17 protein-coding genes are annotated in these 24,260 nt (G+C 73.0%); 13 read left to right on the top strand and 4 right to left on the bottom strand.

Going from position 1 to position 24,260, the window contains the following annotated elements:
- The 6 genes from ABT354_RS37155 to ABT354_RS37130 form a co-directional block, all read left to right on the top strand.
- On the top strand, positions 1-921 hold a 921-nt coding region (locus ABT354_RS37155), incomplete at its 5' end, for a serine/threonine kinase C-terminal domain-containing protein (protein WP_502983576.1).
- Between the two features lie 172 nt (positions 922-1,093).
- The gene (locus tag ABT354_RS37150; RefSeq protein ID WP_351502320.1) at positions 1,094-4,174 is read left to right on the top strand and encodes a serine/threonine kinase C-terminal domain-containing protein; all 3,081 of its coding nucleotides are present in this window, start codon (positions 1,094-1,096) and stop codon (positions 4,172-4,174) included.
- Positions 4,175-4,458: 284 nt separating this feature from the next.
- Positions 4,459-6,201, top strand: coding sequence for a serine/threonine-protein kinase (locus tag ABT354_RS37145; protein WP_351502318.1), 1,743 nt, complete (start codon positions 4,459-4,461; stop codon positions 6,199-6,201).
- Between the two features lie 162 nt (positions 6,202-6,363).
- Complete coding sequence (locus ABT354_RS37140; protein WP_351502316.1) at positions 6,364-8,124, top strand: serine/threonine-protein kinase; 1,761 nt, start codon at positions 6,364-6,366, stop codon at positions 8,122-8,124.
- 305 nt (positions 8,125-8,429) lie between these two features.
- Positions 8,430-10,049: a succinic semialdehyde dehydrogenase gene (locus ABT354_RS37135; protein ID WP_351502314.1), complete on the top strand. Its 1,620-nt coding sequence runs from the start codon at positions 8,430-8,432 to the stop codon at positions 10,047-10,049.
- 125 nt (positions 10,050-10,174) lie between these two features.
- Entirely contained in the window at positions 10,175-11,995 is a 1,821-nt protein-coding gene (locus ABT354_RS37130) for a GMC oxidoreductase (protein ID WP_351502312.1), read from the top strand.
- 37 nt (positions 11,996-12,032) lie between these two features.
- Here ABT354_RS37130 and ABT354_RS37125 read toward each other — a convergent pair whose 3' ends face one another.
- On the bottom strand, positions 12,033-13,133 hold the full coding sequence (locus ABT354_RS37125) for a hypothetical protein (protein WP_351502310.1): 1,101 nt from the start codon (positions 13,131-13,133) through the stop codon (positions 12,033-12,035).
- 564 nt (positions 13,134-13,697) lie between these two features.
- Positions 13,698-14,084 carry a chorismate mutase gene (locus ABT354_RS37120; protein WP_351502308.1) on the bottom strand — a complete coding sequence of 129 codons (387 nt, stop codon included), beginning with the start codon at positions 14,082-14,084 and terminating at the stop codon, positions 13,698-13,700.
- 305 nt (positions 14,085-14,389) lie between these two features.
- On the opposite strand from ABT354_RS37120, the gene guaA reads away from it, so the two are divergent.
- Positions 14,390-15,976 carry a glutamine-hydrolyzing GMP synthase gene (guaA, locus tag ABT354_RS37115; RefSeq protein WP_351502306.1) on the top strand — a complete coding sequence of 529 codons (1,587 nt, stop codon included), beginning with the start codon at positions 14,390-14,392 and terminating at the stop codon, positions 15,974-15,976.
- A gap of 350 nt (positions 15,977-16,326) precedes the next feature.
- On the top strand, positions 16,327-16,854 hold the full coding sequence (locus ABT354_RS37110) for a DoxX family protein (protein WP_351502304.1): 528 nt from the start codon (positions 16,327-16,329) through the stop codon (positions 16,852-16,854).
- Here the strand turns inward: ABT354_RS37110 and ABT354_RS37105 are convergent.
- Both ABT354_RS37105 and ABT354_RS37100 read right to left on the bottom strand, forming a co-directional pair.
- Positions 16,761-17,096 carry a hypothetical protein gene (locus ABT354_RS37105; protein ID WP_351502302.1) on the bottom strand — a complete coding sequence of 112 codons (336 nt, stop codon included), beginning with the start codon at positions 17,094-17,096 and terminating at the stop codon, positions 16,761-16,763. The two genes, ABT354_RS37110 and ABT354_RS37105, sit on opposite strands and share 94 nt — an antisense overlap.
- Entirely contained in the window at positions 17,086-18,381 is a 1,296-nt protein-coding gene (locus ABT354_RS37100; protein WP_351502300.1) for a PspC domain-containing protein, read from the bottom strand. Before ABT354_RS37100 ends, ABT354_RS37105 begins: the two co-directional genes overlap by 11 nt.
- 153 nt (positions 18,382-18,534) lie before the next feature.
- Here ABT354_RS37100 and ABT354_RS37095 point away from each other — a divergent pair, with 153 nt between their 5' ends.
- From ABT354_RS37095 to pcrA, 5 genes are all read left to right on the top strand, one after another.
- Positions 18,535-19,830 carry a PspC domain-containing protein gene (locus ABT354_RS37095; RefSeq protein ID WP_351502298.1) on the top strand — a complete coding sequence of 432 codons (1,296 nt, stop codon included), beginning with the start codon at positions 18,535-18,537 and terminating at the stop codon, positions 19,828-19,830.
- Positions 19,827-20,540, top strand: a complete 714-nt coding sequence (locus ABT354_RS37090) for a LuxR C-terminal-related transcriptional regulator (protein ID WP_351502296.1) — start codon at positions 19,827-19,829, stop codon at positions 20,538-20,540. Before ABT354_RS37095 ends, ABT354_RS37090 begins: the two co-directional genes overlap by 4 nt.
- A 323-nt stretch (positions 20,541-20,863) precedes the next feature.
- Complete coding sequence (locus ABT354_RS37085) at positions 20,864-21,106, top strand: DUF397 domain-containing protein (protein WP_351502294.1); 243 nt, start codon at positions 20,864-20,866, stop codon at positions 21,104-21,106.
- Between the two features lie 69 nt (positions 21,107-21,175).
- On the top strand, positions 21,176-21,529 hold the full coding sequence (locus tag ABT354_RS37080) for a hypothetical protein (protein ID WP_351502292.1): 354 nt from the start codon (positions 21,176-21,178) through the stop codon (positions 21,527-21,529).
- A 116-nt stretch (positions 21,530-21,645) separates the two neighbouring features.
- Positions 21,646-24,123 (top strand): DNA helicase PcrA, encoded by a 2,478-nt coding sequence (pcrA, locus tag ABT354_RS37075; RefSeq protein ID WP_351502290.1) that lies wholly within the window; start codon positions 21,646-21,648, stop codon positions 24,121-24,123.
- The last annotated feature ends 137 nt before the right edge of the window (positions 24,124-24,260 follow it).

The raw sequence follows: 24,260 nt of genomic DNA, 5'->3' as shown, positions 1-24,260 counted from the left end.
CGGCCGGGCGCCGTTCCCCCGGCGGCCGCCGGGGCGCCGGTCCCGGGGCCGCGCCGCCCCGACCCGGCACCGCCCGTCCAGCGGGCCGCCCCGGCCCGGGCGCCGCTCGGCGATGTGGTCTCCCGGCGCACCCTGGTGACCATCGCCGTCGTGGTGGCGCTCGCCATCGCCGCCACCGTGCTCTATCTGAAGTTCGGCCCGGACGGCGATGACTCCGAGAACACCGGCAAGAAGGAGACCGCCAGCTCCGCCGGGGCCTCCGGCTCCGGTTCCGGCTCCGGGGAGACCACCCCGGACGGCGGCACCGGGAAGACCGCCGACACCGGCCAGGGCTCCGGTGACGACCCCGCCGAGAAGACCCCGGACGGCGAGGCCGACGACAAGGCCGGGGACGACACGGAGAAGGACACGGAGAAGAAGGACGAATCCGGCAAGGAGGGCGACTCCGCGGATGCCGGAAAGGTCCCCGGCGGCTACAAGGAGGTCTCGAACAGCCGGTTCCGCTTCGAGATCGCCATGCCCGACGGTTTCCGCCAGACCGATGAGTCCGGACGCGGCTCCGGCGCCATCTTCAGCAAGAGCGGCGGCTTCCCCCGCCTCCAGGTCGACCGCACCGGGCAGCCCGGCGACGACGCCGCCGCGGCGTGGACCGCGGCCTGGCCCGGGACCCGGAACACCAGCAACGACTACAAGCACCTCGGCATCGAGGAGGTCGAGTACAACGGCTACCCGACCGTCGCCGACTGGCAGTTCGAGCGCCAGGAGCAGGGCCAGCGGATACGGGTGCTCAACCGAGGGTTCAAGGTCGACGACGGCAATGGGTACGCCATCATGGTCAGCTGCCCGGCCGCCGACTGGAAGAAGCCGTCCTGCACCGAGCTGAGGAAGACCGCGTTCAGCACATTCAAGCCCACGGGCTGAGTGGGTACACGTATCGTGAGAGCTGATGGGGAGAGGTCGGCAACAGCCGTGTTCATGACCGGGGTTGACCCGGTCGCCCCCGGGTCCTCCGGAGCCGGGAGCGCGGTGCACGACACCGGCCGGTGAGCCGGCGGCCGGCGGGAGCGGAAGCGACGTGAGGGGAGGCGGAGCCATGGACGAGTACGGAGGCCGGGTCCTCGCCGACCGTTACCGCCTTCCCCTGCCCCCCTCCGACGAGTACGAGCTGGCCGAGACCCGGGCCTTTGACACCTACAGCGGCCAGGAGGTGCTGGTCCGCCAGGTGCCGCTGCCGGAGGTGGTGGAGGCCGAGGTCGTCGACGGCCCCGGAGCGCCCGGCGGAGCGCCGCTGGGGGGCACCTTCCGCGGGCCCACCGACCCGGCCGTGCTCCGTGCCGTCGAGGCCGCCCAGGCCGCGGCGGCCATCCCCGACCACCCCCGGCTCGACCAGGTCTTCGATGTCTTCGCGGAGGCCGGGTCGCTGTGGATAGTCAGCGAGCGGGTGGCCGCCCGCCCGCTCGCCGCCCTGCTGGCGGAGAAGCCGCTCACCCCGTACCGGGCCGCCGAGGTCGCCTCCGATGTGCTCACCGCGCTGCGGGTGCTGCACGCCCATGGCTGGACCCATCGCAACATCACCGCCCGTACCGTCCTGGTCTGCGACGACGGCCGCACCGTCCTCACCGGTCTCGCCATGGGCGCGGCCGAGGAGGCGCTCTGCGGATACGCCCCCGTGCCGACCGGTCTCCCGGAGGAGCGGCCCGACGCCTTCCCCGCCTACGACGACGAGGACGGCGACCCGTACGGCCCCGGCCACGGCCCCGACGGCGACCCGGACACCGACGGCGCGTACGAGGAGGAGTACGGCGCGTACGAGGAGGACGGGGAGTACGTCGACGACGAGGACGCCGACGACGAGGACGGTGCGGACGGCGCGGAGTACGGGGACGGCGCGGAGTACGAGGACGCCGCCGACGACGATGACGACGAGGGCGATGCCTACGGGGGTGGGTACGCGGGCGGCTACGGCGGCCACCCGGGGAACCCCGACGGCGCGGACGGCACCGATGACACGGACGACGGCGGTGACGGCCGGGGCCGTTACGGCACCGCGCCCGTGCGGCCCTACGGGGACACCGGCGGCCCCGGGGTGCCGGACACCCGGGGGGCCCGCTCGGGTGCGATAGCCGCGTACCGCGCGGGCGCCCGTGCCGGGGCCAGGGCCGGTGAGGAGCGGCGCGCCGACCCCGACTGGTGGGCCCGCCGCCCCGGGGAGCACACCCCGGGCCCCTTCCCGCTGGGCGCCCGCCCGGACGGTGGCGCTCCCGAGGGCGGCCACCCCCGTTTCGGGGAACCGGGCTTCGGCGACGACTTCGGTGACGACGACGAGGACACCGACCTCGGCCTCTTCCGCCAGGGCGCGGTGGACGACGACGACACCTCCGGGGAGCCCGGCCGGGCCCGGCTGGCGGGCACCTGGCACGACGCCTCCTTCCCCGGCCAGGACGGCCCCCGCCCGCTGCCCGCCGGAGGGGGCGCCGCACCCGGGCGCCCGCTGCCCGCGCCGGTCAACCCGCTGCCGCTGCCCGCGGGCTTCGGCCCCGCGACGGAGCCGCCCGCGCTCCCCTGGGGCACCGACCCCCACCCGTACCGCGACAGCGACCCGTACGGCGTCCGTGAGCGCCCGGCCGACCGCGCCCCCGCCCCCCGTACCCCCACCGGCTCCGCCGGCGGGTCCGCCCCCGGTTCCGCCGGGGTGGAGCGGCCCGCGCTGCCCGCCGTCCGCTCCGGCTCCGCCTCCCCGTCCGGAGGCCGCTACGGCGGCGCCGGGTCCGACGCGCTGCGGGCCGACGCCCAGCGGCACTCCCCGGCCCCGCCACCGCCCCCGCCCGGCGCCGCGGGCGCCTGGGGGGAGCCCGCTCCCGCCCTGGGCGCCCCCGTCCACCGAGGGCCCGCGACCCCGCTCGCCGCCGAGCGGGCCCGGCAGGCCCGGATAGCCGTCGTCGGCGCGGTGACCGAGCGCTGGGCCCCCGAGCAGGCCGGTCCCGTCCATGAGAACTGGCAGCTCGCCGCCCCCGTCGGCCCCGCGACCGACCTCTGGGCCCTGGGCGCCCTGCTCTACCGCTCCGTCCAGGGCCATGCCCCCTACCCCGAGGACAACGCCGCCGAACTGGTCCAGCTGGTCTGCTCCGAGCCGCCCGCCTTCGCCGAGGAGTGCGGCCCGCTCCGCCCGGTCGTGGAGTCACTGCTCCGCCAGGACCCCACCGAGCGGCCCGACTTCGAGGAGCTGCGCGGCTGGCTGCGCTCCCTGGTGCGCTCCGCGCCGGAGCCGGACGCCGGGGTCGCGGTCGTCCCCGTACCCCCGGCCCCCTCCCAGGGCAGCCGGCTCCCCGTGGTGCGCCGCCGGGGCGAGCTGGTGCGGCGGCGGCGTTCCGGCTCGGCCGAGGTGGTGCACGGCCGCCACCGTCACAAGAAGACCAAGGAGCGCACCCCCCGGGCGCTCGGCCGCACCCTGCTCCTGGTGGTCCTCGGGCTGGTGACCGCGGCGGTGGCGTATGCCGTGCTGTTCCTGCCCGAGGCCGGTGAAGAGGGCGGGGAGCGGGCCGGGAGCCCGGACGCTCCCCGGGCCACCGCCTCCCCCGCCCCGTCGGCGCCCGGCGGCCCCGCCGGGGAGACCGGTGGCGACCGGGACCCCGTGAAGGAGACGCCCACGGGCAAGCCGTCGCCCGGCCCGTCCCGTACCTCCGGATCCGAGCAGCAGACCGGCGCACCCGCAGGGAACCTCCCCTCCGGCTTCGTCCTGCGCAAGGACCCCGAGGGATTCCAGGTGGGCGTCGACTCCTCCTGGCAGCGCAGGCCCATCAACGACAGCGGCCAGATCCGCTACGGCGACGGTGACTTCACCCTGATCGTCGTCCCCGGCCGGGACAGCGCCCAGGAGGGCGGCGGCGACCCCCTCGCCTACCAGCAGGACACCCAGCGCGAACTCCAGCCGTACCGCGAGTCCTCCTGGGCCACGTCCATCGGGGTGCGCCAGGTCCAGGTCGGCCGGCAGCTCATGGCGGAGGGCCAGTACACCTGGACGGACGCCACCGGCCGGCAGGTCTACGTCCGCAATCTGGTGAGCGTGGTCGACGGCCGCTATCACGTGGTGCAGGTGATCGGTCCGGAGGACCGCCGGGACGAGGTGACCGAGGCGCACCGCGCCGCCGTGGACAGCTACCGCACGACCGGCTGAGTCCGTACGGCCGGCAACCGGCCGACGTCACGCGACCGGTCGGGTCCGCGCGGCCGGTCCAGCCCGTACGGCCGACTGAACCGTACGGCCGAGGGAACCGTCCTCCGGGCCGGGCCGTCCGTCCGGCTGATCCGGTGTCACCGGGTGCCGACCGGACGCTGACCAGGTGTCACCGGCCCCTGGGGGAGACGACATCCGGCACGCGGGGAACCCCTGGTGGTTTCCGCCGCCGGGGCCTCGTTCCGTAATCTGTGGGGACCGAGGGGATGGGGCGGGGTACGTACGTGGAGAACACACAGGGCACGGGGGCCGGTCTGCTGCTCGCCGGCCGGTACCGGCTGGGCGAGAGCATAGGCCGGGGCGGCATGGGCCGGGTCTGGCGGGCCGACGACGAGGTGCTGAACAGAGTCGTCGCCATCAAGGAACTGACGGCGGGCATGTACGCCTCCGAGGCCGACCGGACCGTGCTCCACGCCCGTACCCGCAAAGAGGCCCGTGCGGCGGCCCGGATCAGCCATCCCGGTGTGGTCACCGTCCACGATGTGCTCGACCACGACCAACGGCCGTGGATCGTCATGCAGTACGTCGACGGCCCCTCGCTCGCCGACGCGGTCAAGGCGTCCGGGCGGGTCCCCGCCGTCGAGGCCGCCCGGATAGGGCTCCAGGTGCTGCGGGCGCTGGACGCCGCCCACACCGCCGGGGTCCTCCACCGGGACGTCAAACCCGCCAACATCCTGCTGGGCGCCGACGGCCGGTCCCTGATCACCGACTTCGGGATCGCCGCCATAGAGGGTGACGCGACCATCACCCGGACCGGTGAGATCGTGGGCTCCATCGACTATCTGGCCCCGGAGCGGGTACGGGGCGGCGATCCCGGACCGGCCTCCGATCTCTGGTCGCTGGGCGCCACGCTCTACACGGCGGTCGAGGGCGAGTCGCCGTTCCGCCGGTCGTCCCCGCTGACGACCATGCAGGCGGTGGTGACCGACGAGCCGAGACCGCCGCAGTACGCGGGCCCGCTCACCCCGGTGATCCTGGCGCTGCTGGACAAGGACCCCGCACGGCGGCCGTCGGGGGCCCGCGCCGAGGAGATGTTCCGCGCGGTCACCGAGGGCCGGGAGCCGGACACCGCCACCACCGTGGAGCCCCTGGCCGCGCCGACCGTCACGATGCCCGCCGGCTCCCCGGCCCCTCCGGCCGCCTCCGCACATCCCTCGTCGGCCCCGGCCGGCTCCCTGGCCACGCCGGGTGGATACACCGGCACGGTGGCCGCCGGCGGGGCCTCGGCCACGACCGTCTCCTCGGATTCCCCGCCGGCCGGGCGTCGTGGCGGGAAGCGGCGGGCCATGGCGCTCGCGGCGGTCGCCGTGGTGCTCGTCGCCCTGACCGGGATCGGGACGCACTACGCCGTCCAGAACGCACGGGACAAGGCCCCGGTGGCCGGGGGCAGGGAAGAGAACGCGGAGCCCACCACCGGCCGTTCCCCCGGGGCGACGGTCCGCGACAGCGGTGACTCGCCCGGCAACGGGGTCGGCGGCGGTGACGGTGACGGCGGTGACGGCGGCGACCCGGTCCTGCCCGAAGGCTGGCAGCGCGTCCAGGACCCGGCGGGTTTCAGCCTGCTCCTGCCCCAGGGATGGACCCGCACCAAGGTCGGTGAGCAGATCGACTACTCCCCGGACAACGGCCTCCACCGGCTGCGCATCGGGATCGACCGTGAACCGGACTTCGACAGCCCGTACCGGCATCTCCTGGATCTGGACGCGAATCTGCGGGAGAAGCTCCCCGACTACCAGCGCATCCGGCTGGACCGGGTCGTCTACCGCGATCAGACCAAGGCCGCGCGGTGGGAGTTCGCCTGGACCGAGAAGCGGCCGTTCCCGGGGCCGCGCAAGGCGGTCGACCTGGCGTACTACGACGATCAGGGCGTCGAGTACGCCCTCTATCTGGACGGTCCGGCGGCGGACTGGAAGACCACCCTCCGGCAGTTCCGGACCATCCTCCAGAGCTGGGAAGCGCCGCGCTGAACCCGTAGCCGATCCCGCCGCTGAACCCGCCGCCGGTCCTGCCGCCGTATCCGCCGCCGAATCCGCTCCGTCCGGGGTGTCGCCGGGGCCGGTACGGTCACGGCTCCGTATCCGCCGGCCGACCTCGCTGACAGCGTCCCGGAGGCTGGCCAGGATGGGGGGATGACCAACAACCGGGGTCGGGCGGACGAGCCGACCAGCTACCGTCTCGACCCGCCCGGAGCGGGACGGCCACCGGGCGAAGGGCCGGATGCGGCGCCGGACCCCGGGGCCGGGCGGCGGATCGGTGGGCGCTACCGCCTGGTGGGCCGGCTCGGCGACGGCGGCATGGGCACCGTCTGGCACGCCCATGACGAGGTCGTGGACCGCGAGGTCGCCGTCAAGGAGCCCCGGGTTCCGGACCAGGTGGGCCCGGCGGCCCGGGACCGGGCCCATCTGCGGATGCAGCGCGAGGCCCGCGCGGCGGCCCGGATCGACCACCCCTCCGTGGTGACGGTGCACGATGTGGTGACCGAGGACGGCAGGCCGTGGATCGTCATGGAGCTGGTACGGGGCCCCTCGCTCGCCGACCGGCTCCGGGAGGGCACGCTGGACGCCCGTGAGGCGGCCGGGACCGGGCTCGCGGTGCTCGGCGCGCTCTGCGCCGCCCATGAGGCCGGGGTGCTGCACCGGGACGTCAAGCCCGACAACATCCTGCTGGCCCGGGGCGGCCGGGTGGTGCTCACCGACTTCGGTATCGCCCGGGTCGAGGGCGAGCGGCAGATCACCGAGACCGGGGTGTTCGTCGGCTCCCCGGAGTTCATCGCACCCGAGCGGGTCCTCGGGCGGAGCGCCGGTCCCGAGTCCGACCTCTGGTCGCTGGGGGTGGTGCTCTACACGGCCGTGGAGGGGCTCTCCCCGTACCGGCGGTCCAACGCCCCGGCGACCCTTCAGGCCGTGGTCTCCGCCGAGCCGCAGCCGCCCGCGCGGGGCACAGGAGTTCTGGGTGAACTGCTGATGCGGATGATGAGCAAGGATCCGGCGCTGCGGCCGGAGGCCGGGGAGATCCGGCGGACCCTGGAGTCGGTGGTACGCCCACCGGGGAGCCCGGTGTCCCCGGCGGCCCCGGCGGCTCCGGTGTCCCCGGCGGCTCCGGGCCCCGGGGTCACGCCGGTGTCCCCGGCGGCCCCGGCGGCTCCGGTGTCCCCGGCGGCTCCGGGCCCCGGGGTCACGGCGATACCGGGCCCCGACGCCCCCGTTGGTCCTGCCGAGGGCCCTGCCGGGGGCCCTGCCGGACACCGGGAGCCCCCACTGAGCCGGACCCGCCGCACCCGCCGCACCCGGGCCGTGCGCTACGGCCTCGGAGCCGGTGCCCTCGCCGCCGCCGGAGCCCTCGCCCTGCTGCTGCTCGACCCCTTCGCCCAGGACCCAGGAGGGCTGCCGGAGGGCTGGGAGGTCCGCTCCGACCGGGAGGTCGTCGCCGCCGATCTCGCCGTGCCCACCGAGTACCGCCGGACCGAGGGCGTCCGGGGCGCCGAGGTCGTCTACCGCGACCCCAGCGGGGTCTTCCGGATCGAGCTGGAACGGGTCGTCCCCGCCGAGGACGGTGACGCCCTCCCGCCCACCGAGTCCGCCTGGCGCCGCCACTACGAGCGGGGCGGCGCCAGGGGGACCGAGATCGCGGAGGCCCGGGTGACCGTCGCCACCACCACCCAGCAGGGCGCCCGCGCCTTCGATCTGACCGTGGACCATCTCGACCACCCGGTGATCGGCGACGACCAGGTTCGGCAGCGCTGGCGGGAGCGGATCGTGACCACCGGCACCGGGGCGGACCAGGTCTACTGGCGGCTGCGGGTGGCCGGACCGGCCGAGGGCTGGGCCGCCGAGGAGGGCCGCGCGCTCTTCGACCGGGTCGTCGGCCGGCTGCGGATCCGGGAGCTGTGAACCACCCGGGGCGCTGTGAACCACCCGGGGTGCTAGGAACCACCCGGGGTGCTAGGAACCACCCGGGTGTTGTGAACCACCCGGGGCTCCGTGAACCGCCTCCCGGGGCCCCGGCGGTAGGCCCGAACGCACGTCCAGCGGGGCTCCAGTACGGCCGCCGCAGCCTCCCCCGTACCCGGACAACGTCCTGATCAGGGCTTATGTGCCAGTGAACGCTGGCGCGATGGACGCCCCGTACGGCCACCCGCCTCCAAGCCGTTACCGGCGGGTACCCAAAGTGTCGATCGACGCCTACGCTCGGCTCCATGACGGACGTGAAGGCCCCCGCCGCAGCCCTCTCGGGCACCAACCCCGCAGCCCCCGCCCCGGCCGGTGCGCGCACCGCCGCCGATGTGGTCACACCGGAGGTGGTCGCCCAGCTCACCCGGGATGTCGTCGGTTCGGGCCGCACCGCCAACCACACCCCCTTCACCGGGGAGAAGCTCGCCGATCTGCCCGAGTCCACCCCCGATGACGTGGCCGAGGCGTTCCGGCGGGCCCGCGCCGCCCAGCCGGTCTGGGAGGCGACGCCCGTCCGCGTCCGCGCCGCCGCGCTGCTGCGCTTCCACGATCTGCTGCTGGAGCGCCAGGCCGAGGTGCTCGATCTGATCCAGCTGGAGACCGGCAAGGCACGGCTGCACGCCCATGAGGAGGTGCAGGCCGTCGCGCTGGCGGCCCGGCACTACGGCCGCCGGGCCGCCGGATATCTGCGCCCCCGGCGTCACGCCGGTGTGGTCCCGCTGCTCACCAAGGCCACCGAGCTGCGCCACCCCCGGGGCGTCGTCGGACAGATAGCCCCCTGGAACTATCCGCTGGAGCTGTCCGTAGGGGACGCCCTGCCCGCCTTTGTCTCCGGCAACGCCGTGGTGATGAAGCCCGACACCGAGACCGCGCTCACCGCGCTCTGGGCCCGTGATCTGCTGGTCGAGGCAGGGCTCCCGGCCGAGGTCTTCCAGGTCGTCCTCGGCGAGGGCCCGGTGGTCGGCCCCGAGGTGGTCCGCCACGCGGACTTCGTCTCCTTCACCGGCTCCACCCGGACCGGCCGCGAGGTCGCGCGGGGCGCCGCCGGCCGGCTGGTGGGTGTCTCGCTGGAACTCGGCGGCAAGAACCCCCTGCTCGTCCTGGCGGACGCCGACATCGAGCAGGCCGCCGCCGGGGCGATCCGGTCCTCCTTCTCCTCCGCCGGGCAGCTCTGCATCTCGACGGAGCGGCTGTACGTCCATGAGTCCATAGCCGACCGGTTCGTCTCCCGGTTCGCCGAGCGGGCGCGGGCGATGCGCCTCGGCAACGCCCTCGCGTACGGCGCCGACATGGGCTCGCTCGCCGGGGAGCGCCAGCTGGAGACCGTCGTCCGCCATGTGGACGAGGCCGTGGCCAAGGGTGCCACCGTCGTCGCGGGCGGGGTGGCACGGCCGGACATCGGTCCTCTCTTCTACGAGCCGACCATCCTTGAAGGGGTCGAGCCCTCGATGGCCGTCTGCGCCGAGGAGACCTTCGGCCCGGTGGTCTCCGTGTACCGCTTCACGGACGAGGACGAGGCGGTCGAGCGCGCCAACGCCACCGCGTACGGGCTGAACGCCAGCATCTGGTCCCGGGACGGCAGGCGGGCGCATGCGCTGGCGGCGCGGCTGCGCACGGGGACGGTCAACATCAACGAGGCGTATGCCTCCGCGTACGGGAGCGTGGGCGCCCCGATGGGCGGAATGAAGGATTCCGGGCTGGGGCGGCGGCATGGCTCCGAGGGCATCCTCAAGTACACCGAGGCCCAGACGGTGGCCCAGCAGCGACTGGTGCCGCTCGCGCCGTCGTTCGGGATGGACGACGCGGCGTACGCGGCGTTCATGAGCCGGTCCCTGAGGGCGATGAAGGCCCTGGGTCTGCGCTGACCGTTCCGCCGCCGCCGTCTCCGGTGCGCGCCGGGGGCGGGGCCCCGGCCCGTGCGCTCCGTACCCACCCGTACCCGCCTGTATTCGTCCTTACTCGTCCGTACCTGCCCGTACCGAGGAGAGCGATGCCCGAGGTCCCCTCCGCCCGCGACCACGAACATGACCGGGGCGACGGTGAACACCGTGACGACTATGACGTCATCGTCATCGGTTCGGGCTTCGGCGGCGCGGTCTCGGCGCTGCGGCTCACCGAGAAGGGATACCGGGTCGGTGTCCTGGAGGCCGGACGCCGCTTCACCCGCGAGACCCTGCCCCGTAACTCCTGGGACCTGAAGAACTTCCTGTGGGCCCCGGCGCTCGGTCTCTTCGGCATCCAGCGGATCCATCTGCTGGGCAAGGTGATGGTGCTGGCGGGCGCCGGGGTGGGCGGCGGCTCGCTCAACTACGCCAACACCCTCTATGTGCCGCCCACCGCCTTCTTCCGCGATCCGCAGTGGCGGGACATCACCGACTGGCAGACGGAGCTGGGGCCGTACTACGACCAGGCGCGGCGGATGCTCGGCGTACGGCTCAATCCGACCATGACCCCCTCCGATGTCCATCTGAAGGCCACCGCCGAGGCCATGGGGATCGGGGACACCTTCCACCGCGCCCCGGTGGGGGTCTTCTTCGGCGACGGTCAGGACGCCGACGGCACCGTCGTGGCCGAACCCGGGGCGCCCGCCGCCGACCCCTACTTCGGCGGGGCGGGGCCGGAGCGCAGGGCGTGCACCGAGTGCGGTGAGTGCATGACGGGCTGCCGCCATGGCGCCAAGAACACCCTCAACGAGAACTATCTCCATCTCGCCGAGCGGGCGGGCGCGACCGTCCACCCCATGACCACCGCCGTCACCCTCACCGAGGACTCCCGTGGCGGGTTCGCCGTCTCCACCCTGCCCAGCGACCGCCTCCGCAAGGGGAGGGGGCGTACGTTCACGGCCTCCCGGGTGGTCGTCGCGGCCGGCACCTACGGCACCCAGACCCTGCTGCACCGGATGAAGGACACCGGGCTGCTGCCCCGGCTCTCCGCCCGGCTGGGGGAGTTGACCCGTACCAACTCCGAGGCCCTGGTCGGCGCCCAGACCGACGACCGCCGCTACCGCCGCCGGCACGGCGCCGACCGGGTCGACTTCACCCGGGGTGTCGCCATCACCTCCTCGATCCACCCGGACGCGAACACCCATATCGAGCCGGTGCGCTACGGCAGGGGCTCCAACGCCATGGGTGGGCTGACCATCCTCCAGGTGCCCTATCGCCCGGGTGCCCGGGTCGTGGGCTGGCTCGGGAACATGGCCCGGCATCCGGTGCTCGCGCTGCGGTCGCTCTCCGTCCGCCGCTGGTCGGAGCGGACCATCATCGGTCTGGTGATGCAGTCCCTGGACAACTCGCTGACGACATACCGCCGGACGCACGGCCCGGGGAAGGGGCTGCTGACGGCCCGGCAGGGGCACGGCACACCCAATCCGGACCAGATCGCCGCGGCCACCCGGGCGGCCTCGCTGCTCGCCCGGGAGATCAACGGGTTCGCCGGATCGAATGTCGGGGAGCTGATGGGCACCCCGCTGACCGCGCACTTCCTGGGTGGCTGCCCGATCGGGGCGACGGCCGGGACCGGGTTGATCGACCCGTACCACCGGCTCCACGGCCATCCGGGCATCTCGGTCGTGGACGGGGCGGCGGTCAGCGCCAATCCGGGGGTCAACCCCTCGCTGACGATCACGGCGCAGGCGGAACGGGCGATGGCGTTCTGGCCGAACAAGGGGGAGAGGGACACCCGCCCGGAGCAGGGCGCCCCCTATGAGCGGGTCGCTCCGGTGGAGCCGGTGTCACCGGCGGTGCCGGAGGGGGCGTTCGGGGCGCTGAAGCTGCCGTTCCTGGGGATGCCGGTGGTACCGCCGAAGCCTTGAGGGGCGTACGGGGTCGCCGCGAGCCCGTCGGTGGCGGTCAGGCAGCCGTCCCGCCGGTCCTGCGGCGCCGTACCGCGATGACGGTCCCGGCGCCCAGGACGACCGCGACCGCGCCGATCGTCCCGATGACCGGCAGCGGGGCGGTGGAGCCGGTGTCGGCGAGATCGCCGGGGACCGGGGTGTCGTTCCGGTCGCCCTGTGGGTCGGCGGCGCCCCCGCTGCCCCCGCTGCCTCCGGTGGTGGTCCCGCCGCTGGTGGCGTCCGTGCCGTTGCCACCGTTGTTCCCGCCGGTGGCTCCGTCGCCGCCGTCTCCCTCCCCGTCACCGGGGTTCCGGTCCGGGGCGGTCACGGTGAGGGAGGTCAGGCCCGACTTGCCGGACTCGCAGTGGATCGCGCCATCGGTCTTCTCGGTGAAGAAGGCGCCCGAGAAGACCGTCCCCTGGCCCAGCTCCGCCGTGGCGTCCACCCGGAGCCGCAGTTCGGCCTCGGCCCGGCCGCCGGGCTCCAGGGTTCCCGCCGTGCCGAAGGTGCTGTCCTCGGAGTCGACGGTCCGCCAGACACCGTCGATCCGCGCCTGGAGGGTGACATAGCGGGAGCTGGTCTCGTACTGGTGGTCCGGGGTGTAGGCCTCCGCGTTGACGGTGATCCCGGTCCGGGCCCGGTCGGCGGTGTTGGTCAGCCGGAAGGTGAAGTCCACCCAGTCGGAACCGGCGGGGATACGGGAGGGCAGGCCCTTCAGCTCGGTACGGATCGCGGTGCTCTCCCGGACATAGGTGTCGCAGGACTCGCCCTCGCCGCCATCGTGCTCGGGGCGGGGGCCGATCGTGCCCGGCGCCGGGGCCTCCTGGGCGGAGGCGTCGGACGTGTCGGAGCTGTCGGAGGCGCCGGACGTGTCGGAGGTGCTGGTGGCGTCACGGGTGTCCGGGGTGTGAGGGGTATCAGAGGCGTCGGAGGTGCCAGGGGTATCAGGGGTGCCAGGGGTGTTTTGGGGAGCCGGGTCCGCCGGAGCGCTCGCCGAGGCGGAGGGCGAGGGGCCGGACGGTGCGGCCGTCGCGGCGGTCGCGGGGGAGGCGAGAAACACCGCGGGGGCGACGACGGCGGTGGCCGCGGCGAGCGCGAGAGCACGGCGGATCTTCATGGGGGCCTTCCGCGACGGGGAAGTGCCACGGCTCCGCGGCACCGGACGGTCGGGCCGTGGGCCGTACGGGAGATACGACAGGGGCCCTGGGTACGCATGGTTGACCCATGTATCGCGGAAAGGGTTGTACGGGGCCGTGCGCGCGGCCCGGGGACGGGACGGGGCCCGGGCGGGACGGGAGGGACCCGAGGGACGGGCCGGCGGGAGCGAACGGGAGGGGGATCGCGGCCGGCCCCGGGCGTCCCCGGAGCCGGCCGCTGGGGTGACCGGGCTGCTGTCCCCTGCCGACCGGTCACGTGCGCTGGGGCGAGGTCCCACGACGCACCGGGGTGCGTCACACGCCCCAGCGGAGCCACGCGTGGTTTCCCTTCAGGCCGCCCCTGGCTGGCACGGACACCGGGACCAACGAAGGCCCGTCGGCCGTGGTCACGCTCCGTATGGGTGAGAGCGGTCCCGAACTCAGGTACGTCCCACCCGTATGCCGCCCCGTACGCCCCGGCCGCCCTCCGTCGTGCTTGCTCCGCTCTGTCCCGCTCGCTCGGCCCTGTCCCGCTCGGCGGGGGCTCAGACGCGTCCCCGGCACAGCTCCAGCAGGGTCATGGCCAGTGCGGTCCCCGGCTTGCCCAGCGCGTCCCGGAAGTGCTCCAGGACCTCCATCTCCCGCGCCAGGTTCACCCGCCGCCCGCCGGAGGTGATCCGTGCCTCCTGGATCACGGCGGAGACGGCCATGCGCTCCTGCACCAGGCCGATGATCCGGTCGTCCAGGGCGTCGATCCGGTCCCGGGCGTTCGCGATGGCGCCCGCCGCCTCCTCGGTCCGGGCCCCGGTCCACTCGGCGCTCTCCCGCCCGGCGACGCTCCGCTCGGCACGGGTCCCCGGGGCGGGGGCAGGAGCCGCGGTGCCGGTGGCCGGCGCGGTGGTCTCCGGGGTGTTCGTGGTGATCGTGGTCATGTCTGTCTCCTGTCGGCGGGGGAGGCACCCGCCGGGCGACAAGGCCCGAGGACAACAGAAACGCCCCGGGCCTTGTCGGCCCGGGGCGCCTGGAACGTTGCTTGTCAGTGGCTCAAGCAGCACGACCATGGCAGCCGGACGGGCCGGTTGCCATAGGTAAAGACGGAGGTCTGCTGCGTGTGCATGGCACCAGTATGGCCCGCCCGCGCGGGCCCGGCCAACGTCCCGCCCGGATGATGAGACAGGGGACCCCGCGCCACCCCGGTAGAATCGGAAGAACCGAACCCCCCGCCGGAAGGCCGCCAGTGTCATCAGCGTCTCCCGCTGCCGCGCCCGATGTCGTACTCGTAGTCGACTTCGGCGCGCAGTACGCCCAGCTCATCGCCCGCCGCGTCCGCGAGGCCCGGGTCTACAGCGAGATCGTCCCGTCCACCATGCCGGTGGCCGAGATGCTCGCCAAGAACCCGAAGGCGATCATCCTCTCCGGCGGACCCTCCTCCGTCTACGCCGAGGGCGCGCCCCGGCTGGACCGGGAGATCTTCGAGGCCGGAGTGCCCGTTTTCGGCATGTGCTACGGCTTCCAGCTGATGGCGACCACGCTCGGCGGCACCGTCGACAACACCGGCGCCCGTGAGTACGGCCGTACCGGCCTCCATGTCAGCCGGACCGGGTCCACCCTCTTCGAGGGCACCCCGGCCGAGCAGCAGGTGTGGATGTCCCACGGCGACGCCTGCTCCGGCGCGCCCGAGGGCTTCACCGTCACCGCCTCCACCGACCTCGTGCCCGTCGCGGCGTTCGAGAACGACGAGAAGCGGCTCTACGGCGTCCAGCACCACCCCGAGGTGATGCACTCCACCCACGGCCAGCAGGTGCTGGAGCACTTCCTCTACCGGGGTGCCGGCATCGAGCCGACCTGGACCACGGGCAATGTCATCGAGGAGCAGGTCGCGGCCATCCGCGAGCAGGTCGGCACCAAGCGCGCCATCTGCGGCCTCTCCGGCGGTGTGGACTCCGCCGTCGCCGCCGCCCTGGTCCAGAAGGCCATCGGCTCCCAGCTGACCTGCGTCTATGTTGACCACGGTCTGATGCGCAAGGGCGAGACCGAGCAGGTCGAGAAGGACTTCGTCGCCGCCACGGGCGTCCAGCTCAAGGTCGTGGACGCCGAGGAGCGCTTCCTCGCCGCCCTCGCCGGAGTCAGCGACCCGGAGGAGAAGCGCAAGATCATCGGGCGCGAGTTCATCCGTGTCTTCGAGCAGGCCCAGGCCGAGATCATCGCCGAGGGCGCCGCCGACGGCGAAGAGGTCGCCTTCCTGGTCCAGGGCACGCTCTACCCCGATGTCGTGGAGTCCGGCGGCGGCACCGGCACCGCCAACATCAAGTCCCACCACAATGTGGGCGGCCTCCCCGAGGACCTGGAGTTCCAGCTGGTGGAGCCGCTCCGCCAGCTCTTCAAGGACGAGGTCCGCATGGTCGGCCAGGAGCTGGGCCTGCCGGAGGAGATCGTCCAGCGCCAGCCCTTCCCCGGCCCCGGCCTCGGTATCCGCATCGTCGGCGAGGTCACCCGTGACCGGCTCGACCTGCTGCGCGACGCCGACGCCATCGCCCGTGAGGAGCTGACCGCCGCCGGTCTGGACCGGGACATCTGGCAGTGCCCGGTGGTGCTGCTCGCCGATGTCCGCAGTGTCGGTGTCCAGGGCGACGGCCGCACCTACGGCCACCCCATCGTGCTCCGCCCGGTCTCCTCCGAGGACGCGATGACCGCCGACTGGACCCGCATGCCCTATGACGTGCTGGCGCGGATCTCCACCCGCATCACCAACGAGGTCAACGATGTGAACCGCGTCGTCCTCGATGTCACCAGCAAGCCGCCGGGGACCATCGAGTGGGAGTGACCTCCCACCGGGCACCCGCCGTGCCCCGGCCCGTACCCGCCCGGCTCGTACCGTCCCGGTTCTGAGCCGGCCGGGCACCCGGACCGCCACCGATGCCGCCGCCCGCCCGGGTGGCGGCATCGCTGTGTTCCGGCCCCGGACCGGGAGCCCGCGCACCGCGCCGGGGAGCACCGCGCCACCGCCCGGGAACCGGCCCCGCGCACACCGCCCGAAATCTGAGGATCGGCTGTGAATGCGAGGGGGGAGGCTTTTGGCATGAGCCCGATCGCCCTTCCATACGTATGGTCGGGTGAACAGACGAATGCCAGGTGACGGCGCGAAGGCCGAAGCGGCCGGAAGCGGGGACAGCGATGACACAGACATATCGGACGACGGCCGGACCGGGCCTGGGCGGCGGCCCCGTGGGCGGCGGTGGCTGGAAGGAACAGGCGAGCCGCTACGCCCTGCTGCCCCTGCGGATCTTCCTGGGCGTCACCTTCCTCTACGCGGGCATCGACAAGCTCACGGACAGCGCCTTCCTTCGGGAGAGCGGCATCGGCTCCCTCGGTGACCAGATGCGGGGCATCCGCGACCAGGCCGCCATCCCCGAGATGGTCGACATGGCCCTGAACAGCCCCGTGGGCTTCGGTTACGCCATCGCCCTCGGCGAGCTGGCCGTCGGTATCGGTGTGCTCCTCGGACTGCTGACCCGGGTCGCCGCCCTCGGCGGAGCACTGATCTCCCTGAGCCTGTGGCTCACCGTGAGCTGGCCCGCCGACCCCTACTACCTCGGCAACGACCTGCCCTACCTCATGGCCTTCCTGCCGCTGATCCTCGCCGGGGCCTCCGTGGTCTCGCTGGACGCGCTGATCGCGGAGCGCCGCCGCCGCACGCTGTAGACGGCGAGGGCGATCGACCCGGCGATCCCGAGCCCGGCGGCGAGGACCGGGATCACCACCCAGCCGGGGGTGCTCCACCAGCCGCCCGCGTCCCCGCCGTACAGGGTGGTCAGGATCAGCGCCACCAGCCCGACGATCAGCCGGCCCGGCTGGAAACGATGGCGGTCCCAGAGCCTCTGTGTCGTCCCGTCCGGGGAATCCGGCCCCCGCCGGTACCCGTCGGTGCGGATCTCATGAACCACGGACCACCTCCACCTGGCCTATCCCCACATCGAGTCGGAGCACCAGGGTGCCCGACGGCTTCGCCCCCGCGGGCGCCGGAACGGTGGTCCGGCGCTCCTGGTCCCGGGTGATCCGCAGATGGTCGCGCGCGTCGCCCGGCAGCCGGATGGCTCCGAGTCCCGCCTCGGCTCGCACCGTCACCGAGGCGGTCTCGGGTATGAGGACCTTCAGCCGCCCGGCCCGCACCTCCGCGGTGGTGGCGACGGTCTCCCCGGCGGGGACCCGGACCGCGCGCAGATCGAGCGTCCCCAGGCCCGAACCCATCTCGTACCGCCGCTCGACGGCCGCGGCCGAGGGAGGCTTCCACTCGGTGCTCGACCACTGGGTGGAGATGTCCTTCGGCACCAGCGAGGCACCGCCCAGCAGCAGTGCCGTGATCACCGTCATCATCAGTGTGCCGAAGCCCGTCCGGCCCAGGAACGAACTGATCACCATGCCCAGCCCGAACACGCCCAGCGCACAGGCGAGGCCGATCTGGAGGCTGGTGCCCAGAGGGCTGTCGTCCCAGCTCAGCCGGGTGCCGAGAAAGCCCGCCACCAGTGCGGCGGTACAGATCGCATTGCCGAGGCCGCGGGCGGGTGTGCGGCTCAGCAGGGTGCGCAGGCTCCGGCCCGGCTGCTCCTTGTCGACGGCGTCCGCGGGACCCCACAGATATCCCGTCGAGGAGTCGCCGTCCTTGGTGACCGGATCGCGCCACCAGGACGGGCCGTCCGGCGCGGGCGGCGCGGTGGTCTCGGGCGGGGCGTCGGCGACCACATGGGCGGTCGCCGGGTCGAGGGGCGCGCTGTCCGGTGCCACGGTCCGCCGCCGGGACCAGATCGCCGCCCCTCCGGTGGCGAGCGACAGCAGGAAGGCGAAGGTCACCACCCCGGCGTTGCTCAGCAGGGTCAGGAAGAGGCCGCAGCCGATCAGGGTGAGGAAGACCGCGGTCAGCGTCGCCCCCTCGACCCGGCCGGAGAGCAGCCCGCGGGCCTCGCTCTCCTCCTCGCCCTCCATCGGGACCAGCAGCCAGGCGAAGCCGTAGAAGATCAGCCCCACCCCGCCGGTCAGGGCGAGGACACCGATCACGATCCGGAAGATGACCGGGTCTATGTCGAAATGCCGTCCCAGTCCGCCGCAGACCCCCGCCAGGACCTTCTGGCGGGGTGTACGGCGCAGCGGGCGCGCCTCGGGGGCGGGATGGCCCGCCCGCTCTTCGGCGGACCCGTCCGGCCCGTCCCGGTACGGAGTGGTCGGCTGTGTCATGAGTCCATGGTGCCGGGCGTCCGCCGGGGGCGGCACCGGGGGCGACCCTGGCCCGACCCTGATATCGGCGGCCCCGCTCTCCCGGCCCCGTCAGGGTCGGGCCAGGGTCACCCCTGATACCGGAGCCCCGCCCGGCATGTGACGATCGGAGACATGCCCGTCGCCTCGTCCCGCCCCACCACAGCACCGCGTGCCCCCGCGCCCGAGGACACGGGGCCGCGCAAGCTCTACCGCAGCGCGGAGGGCCGTCTGCTCGGCGGGGTCGCCCGTGGCCTCGGCGGCCATCTCGGGCTGCCGGTGATCTGGATACGGCTGGCCTTCCTCGGACTCTTCCTGGTGGAGGGCATCGGGGCGCTGCTGTACGCGGTGTTCTGGGTCGTCGTGCCGCTCGGCGTCGGCGGCCGGACCGCCACCGAGCACCGCTCGGTCTTCGAGGTCACCCCCGACGGCCGGCGCAAGCTCCGCAAGCCCGACAAGGGCCAGCTCTTCGCGATGATCGTGCTGCTCTTCGGCGCCGCGATCCTCGCCGGGAACATCGAGACCAAGAGCAATCGCTATGTCTGGCCGATCCTGTTGATCGGCGCGGGCGTGGTGCTGGTGTGGCGGCAGGCGGACAACGCTCGGCGGGCTCGCTGGACCGAGGCCGGCGGGCCGGGCCGCCGGATCTTCCAGATAGCCCGGGGCCTCACCGGCGCCGCCCTCGTCGGTATGGGCCTCATGGGCTTCATGGTGGTCCGCGGCTCCGCCGCCCAGCTCGGCAATGTGCTGACGGCCGCGATAGCGGTCATCGCCGGGATAGGGCTGCTCGCCGGGCCCTGGCTGGTGCGGATGACCCAGGACCTCAACGAGGAGCGGACCATGCGCATCCGGGCCCAGGAGCGGGCCGAGGTCGCCGCCCATGTCCATGACTCGGTGCTGCACACCCTGACCCTGATACAGCGCCGCGCCGACGACCCGGGCGAGGTCCGCCGCCTCGCCCGCGCCCAGGAGCGCGAGCTGCGGAACTGGCTCTACCGGCCCGAGGGCACCGGCAAGGAGGAGTCCGACGAGCCCGACACCCTCGCCGAGGCGGTGAAGAGGTCCGCCGCCGAGGTCGAGGACAAGCACGGTGTCCCGCTGGAGGTCGTCGTCGTCGGCGACTGCCCGCTGGACGAGAAATTGGCCGCGCAGATGCAGGCCGCGCGCGAGGCGATGGTCAACGCGGCCAAGTACGGTGGCGAGGGTGGTGCCGTGCAGGTCTTCGCCGAGGTCGACGGCCGGACCGTCTATGTGTCCGTACGGGATCGCGGGCCGGGCTTCGACCTGGACTCCGTCCCGGACGACAGAATGGGCGTCAGGGAATCGATCATCGGCCGGATGCAGCGCAACGGCGGGACGGCCCGGCTCCGCCCGGCACCCGGAGGGGGCACCGAAGTGGAGCTGGAGATGGAGAGGGCGGCGGAGACATGACGGCGAGCGCGGACGACGGCGGTAGCGGCGAGGGGACCGGCGGGACCGGGCGCCGGGCGCGGGTGGTGCTGGTGGACGACCACCGGATGTTCCGTACCGGGGTACGGGCCGAGATCGGCCGGACCGAGCAGACCGGGGTGGAGGTGGTCGGCGAGGCCGCGGATGTCGACCAGGCGGTCGCGGTGATCACGGCGGCCCGGCCCGAGGTGGTGCTGCTCGATGTCCATCTGCCGGGCGGTGGCGGGGTGGAGGTGCTGCGGCGCTGTGCCTCGCTGATGGCGCTGGCCGACTCCCCGGTGCGCTTTCTCGCCCTGTCGGTCTCGGACGCGGCCGAGGATGTGATCGGGGTGATCCGCGGTGGCGCCCGCGGCTATGTCACCAAGACGATCACCGGGGTCGATCTGGTGGACTCGATCTTCCGGGTGCAGGAGGGGGACGCGGTCTTCTCGCCCCGCCTGGCCGGGTTCGTGCTCGACGCCTTCGCCTCGACCGACGCCCCGCCGGTCGACGAGGATCTGGACCGGCTCACCCAGCGCGAGCGCGAGGTGCTGCGGTTGATCGCCCGGGGCTATGCCTACAAGGAGATCGCCAAGCAGCTGTTCATCTCGGTGAAGACGGTCGAGTCGCATGTCTCGGCGGTGCTGCGCAAGCTCCAGCTCTCCAACCGGCATGAGCTGACCCGCTGGGCCACGGCCCGGCGGCTGGTCTGATCCGGGGCGCCGGGAGCCCGGCGGTGGCGGCGTTCCGCTCAAAGCGGCCAACTCCGTCGCCGCCCCGGGGATCACCGGGGGCCATCGGCGGGAACAGCCACCGGAATGTGGTGTTCATGTTGTCGCAGGTAGCGTGCGTGACGGACGGGACGGTGCCGTCCGGCCCCTCCGTGGCCCCGCCGGCCGGCGCGGCCATTCCCGGACAGGAGTGCGGTCCTGTTCACCCGGGACCTCGTTGGTGACCCACCGCTATGACAGTATCGCCCTGAGCAGTCGGCCCAGTTCATCACGAGGTTGGCGGAGGAGCCGTGAAGGGCACCAGGGTGCGTTCCACGTTCGGCGAGAGCGATATCGCGGGCGCCATACCCGCTGAAGTCGGCTACATATGGCGGAAATCCAGTTACAGCGCCAGCGGTGCGGGGCAGTGCGTCGAGGTCGCCACCCTGCCGCACACCGTCCATGTCCGCGACTCCAAGAACACGGCGGGACCGGCCCTGGGTGTGGCTCCCCGCGCCTGGTCGCGTTTTGTCGCCTACGCGGCGGAGCGGACGGATCACGGCGCATGAGACCGGTCCGGCCCGATGAGGCTGACCTGACCTGAGAGGGGCGGTATCGGGAGGGTTAGAGTCCGCCCCATGGACGTACTCATCAATGTCTTCGTCGCGCTGCACATCATCGGAATCGCCTCCCTCCTGGGCGGATTCCTCACCCAGATGAAGGCGATGGGGGCCGGCACCGCCCGTTTCACCCCGGCGATGCTGCACGGTGCGCTGACCATGCTGGTCACCGGAGTGGCGCTGGTCGGGCTCAACCAGGCGGACGACCAGACCGTCAACAACATCAAGATCGCGGTGAAGCTGGCGGTCCTGGTGGTGATCCTCGGCCTGGTCTATGTGAAGCGGGACGACGAGACGGTGGAGAAGGGGCTGTTCGGCGCCGTCGGCGGGCTGACCGTGGTCAATATCTTTATCGCCACGCTCTGGACCTGACCGGTCACCGGGCCGTGCGGATCTCCCGGGCCGGCCGTGTCGTTCCGGGAGTTTCCCGGACGCTTCCGTCAAGGGGGCGGCGCGTTGTCAGTGGCTCCGCCTAGACTCGGAGAGCGATGAGCAGCCTCTTTGACGACCACTTCCTGGCAAGCCTCCAGTCCCCCTCGGAGGAGCCCCCGCCACCCGAGGACCACGAGGGCCCGGAGGGTCATGCCCGCGAGGAGATCCCCGACGATCTCTTCCAGGGCGCCTATGACCTGCCCCCGGTCAGGGACGCGTACCACCGGGACGGCGCCCCGCGCACGGTGATCGATCCCGAGGCCCTCCTCGACGGGCTGAACGACCAGCAGCGCGCCGCCGTCGTCCACGCGGGTTCCCCGCTGCTCATCGTCGCCGGCGCGGGCTCCGGCAAGACCCGGGTGCTCACCCACCGGATCGCCCATCTGCTGGCGACCCGGGGCGCCCACCCCGGGGAGATCCTGGCGATCACCTTCACCAACAAGGCCGCAGGGGAGATGAAGGAGCGCGTCGAGCAGCTCGTCGGCCCCCGCGCCCAGGCCATGTGGGTCTCCACCTTCCACAGTGCCTGCGTCCGTATCCTGCGGCGCGAGTCGAAGAAGCTGGGCTTCACCTCCTCCTTCTCGATCTACGACGCCGCCGACTCCAAGCGGCTGATGGCGCTGGTCTGCCGCGATCTGGACCTGGACCCGAAGAAGTTCCCGCCGAAGTCGTTCAGCGCCAAGGTCTCGAACCTGAAGAACGAGCTGATCGACGAGGAGACCTTCGCCGACAGCGCCGCCGACGGCTTCGAGAAGACCCTCGCCCAGGCCTACCGGATGTACCAGGCCCGGCTGCGCGAGGCGAACGCCCTCGACTTCGACGACATCATCATGACGACGGTCCACATACTCCAGGCGTTCCCGGATGTCGCCGAGCACTACCGCCGCCGCTTCCGCCATGTCCTCGTGGACGAGTACCAGGACACCAACCGCGCCCAGTACACCCTGGTCCGCGAGCTGGTCGGCGAGGGGTACGAGGACCTTCCCCCGGCCGAGCTGTGCGTGGTCGGTGACGCCGACCAGTCGATCTACGCCTTCCGGGGCGCGACCATCCGCAACATCCTCCAGTTCGAGGAGGACTACCCGGAGGCGACGACGATCCTGCTGGAGCAGAACTACCGCTCCAGCCAGACGATCCTCTCCGCCGCCAACGCCGTCATCGAGCGCAATGAGAGCCGCCGCCCCAAGAATCTGTGGACCAACGCGGGCGCCGGGGCGCGGATCACCGGCTATGTCGCCGACACCGAGCACGACGAGGCGCAGTTCGTCGCCGATGAGATCGACCGGCTGACGGACGCGGGCGACGCCAAGGCGGGCGATGTCGCCGTCTTCTACCGCACCAACGCCCAGTCCCGGGTCTTCGAGGAGATCTTCATCCGGGTGGGGCTGCCGTACAAGGTCGTCGGCGGCGTCCGCTTCTACGAGCGGAAGGAGGTCCGGGACGTCCTCGCCTATCTCCGGGTCCTCGCCAATCCGGAGGACAGTGTTCCGCTGCGCCGGATCCTCAATGTGCCCAAGCGGGGCATCGGTGAGCGGGCCGAGGCGATGATCGACGCGCTCTCCCTGCGCGAGAAGATCACCTTCCCCCAGGCGCTGATCCGGGTGGACGAGGCCTATGGCATGGCCGCCCGTTCCGCCAACGCCGTCAAGCGGTTCAACGTCCTGATGAGCGAGTTGCGCACCATCGTGGACTCCGGCGCGGGACCCGCCGTGGTCCTGGAGGCGGTGCTGGAGCGGACCGGATATCTCGCCGAGCTCCAGGCGTCGACGGATCCGCAGGACGAGACCCGTATCGAGAACCTCCAGGAGCTGGCGGCGGTCGCCCTGGAATTCGAGCAGGCGCGCGCCGAGGGCGGCGAGGAGGGTGCGGGGACCCTCGCGGAGTTCCTGGAGCAGGTCGCCCTGGTCGCCGACTCCGACCAGATCCCCGACGAGGACGAGGACGGATCCGGTGTCATCACCCTGATGACGCTGCACACCGCCAAGGGACTGGAGTTCCCGGTGGTTTTCCTGACCGGTATGGAGGACGGCGTCTTCCCGCATATGCGGGCCCTCGGCCAGAAGAAGGAGCTGGAGGAGGAGCGGCGGCTCGCCTATGTCGGGATCACCCGCGCCCGTGAGCGGCTCTATCTGTCGCGTTCCTCCCTGCGCAGTGCCTGGGGGCAGCCCGCGTACAACCCGCCCTCCCGCTTCCTGGAGGAGATCCCGGACCAGCATCTGGAGTGGCGGCGTACCGGCAGGACGGCCGCTCCGGCGGGCCCGGTGGCCGGATTCGGTTCCCGGCTGTCGTCGTCGCCCTCCTCCCATTCGCGGCCGGGCGGTGCGGCGGCTGGGTTCGCCACCCGGCGGGGCGGTGCGGAGAAGCCGGTCATCGCGCTGTCGACCGGTGACCGGGTCACCCATGACCAGTTCGGTCTGGGCACGGTGGTGGAGGTCAGCGGCGCGGGCACGGAGAAGGCCGTGGCGACGATCGACTTCGGGGACCCCAAGCCCAAGCGGCTGCTGCTGAAGTACGCGCCGGTCGAGAAGCTCTGACCCCGGGGCCCGCCGGTGATTTCCGGCGGGCCCGGCCGTGTCGTGCGGGGGTGGTTTTCCCGCCCGGGGGGCGCGGGGGGGGGGGGCGCTGGGGGGGGGGGGGGGCGCGGGGGGGGAGACAGATAGGTAGAGAGGGG

Source organism: Streptomyces sp. NPDC000594 (genome assembly GCF_040299965.1).
GTDB lineage: Bacteria > Actinomycetota > Actinomycetes > Streptomycetales > Streptomycetaceae > Streptomyces.
The sequence above is the reverse complement of the archived record's forward strand: the minus strand, read 5'-3'. Positions and strand labels throughout refer to the sequence as shown.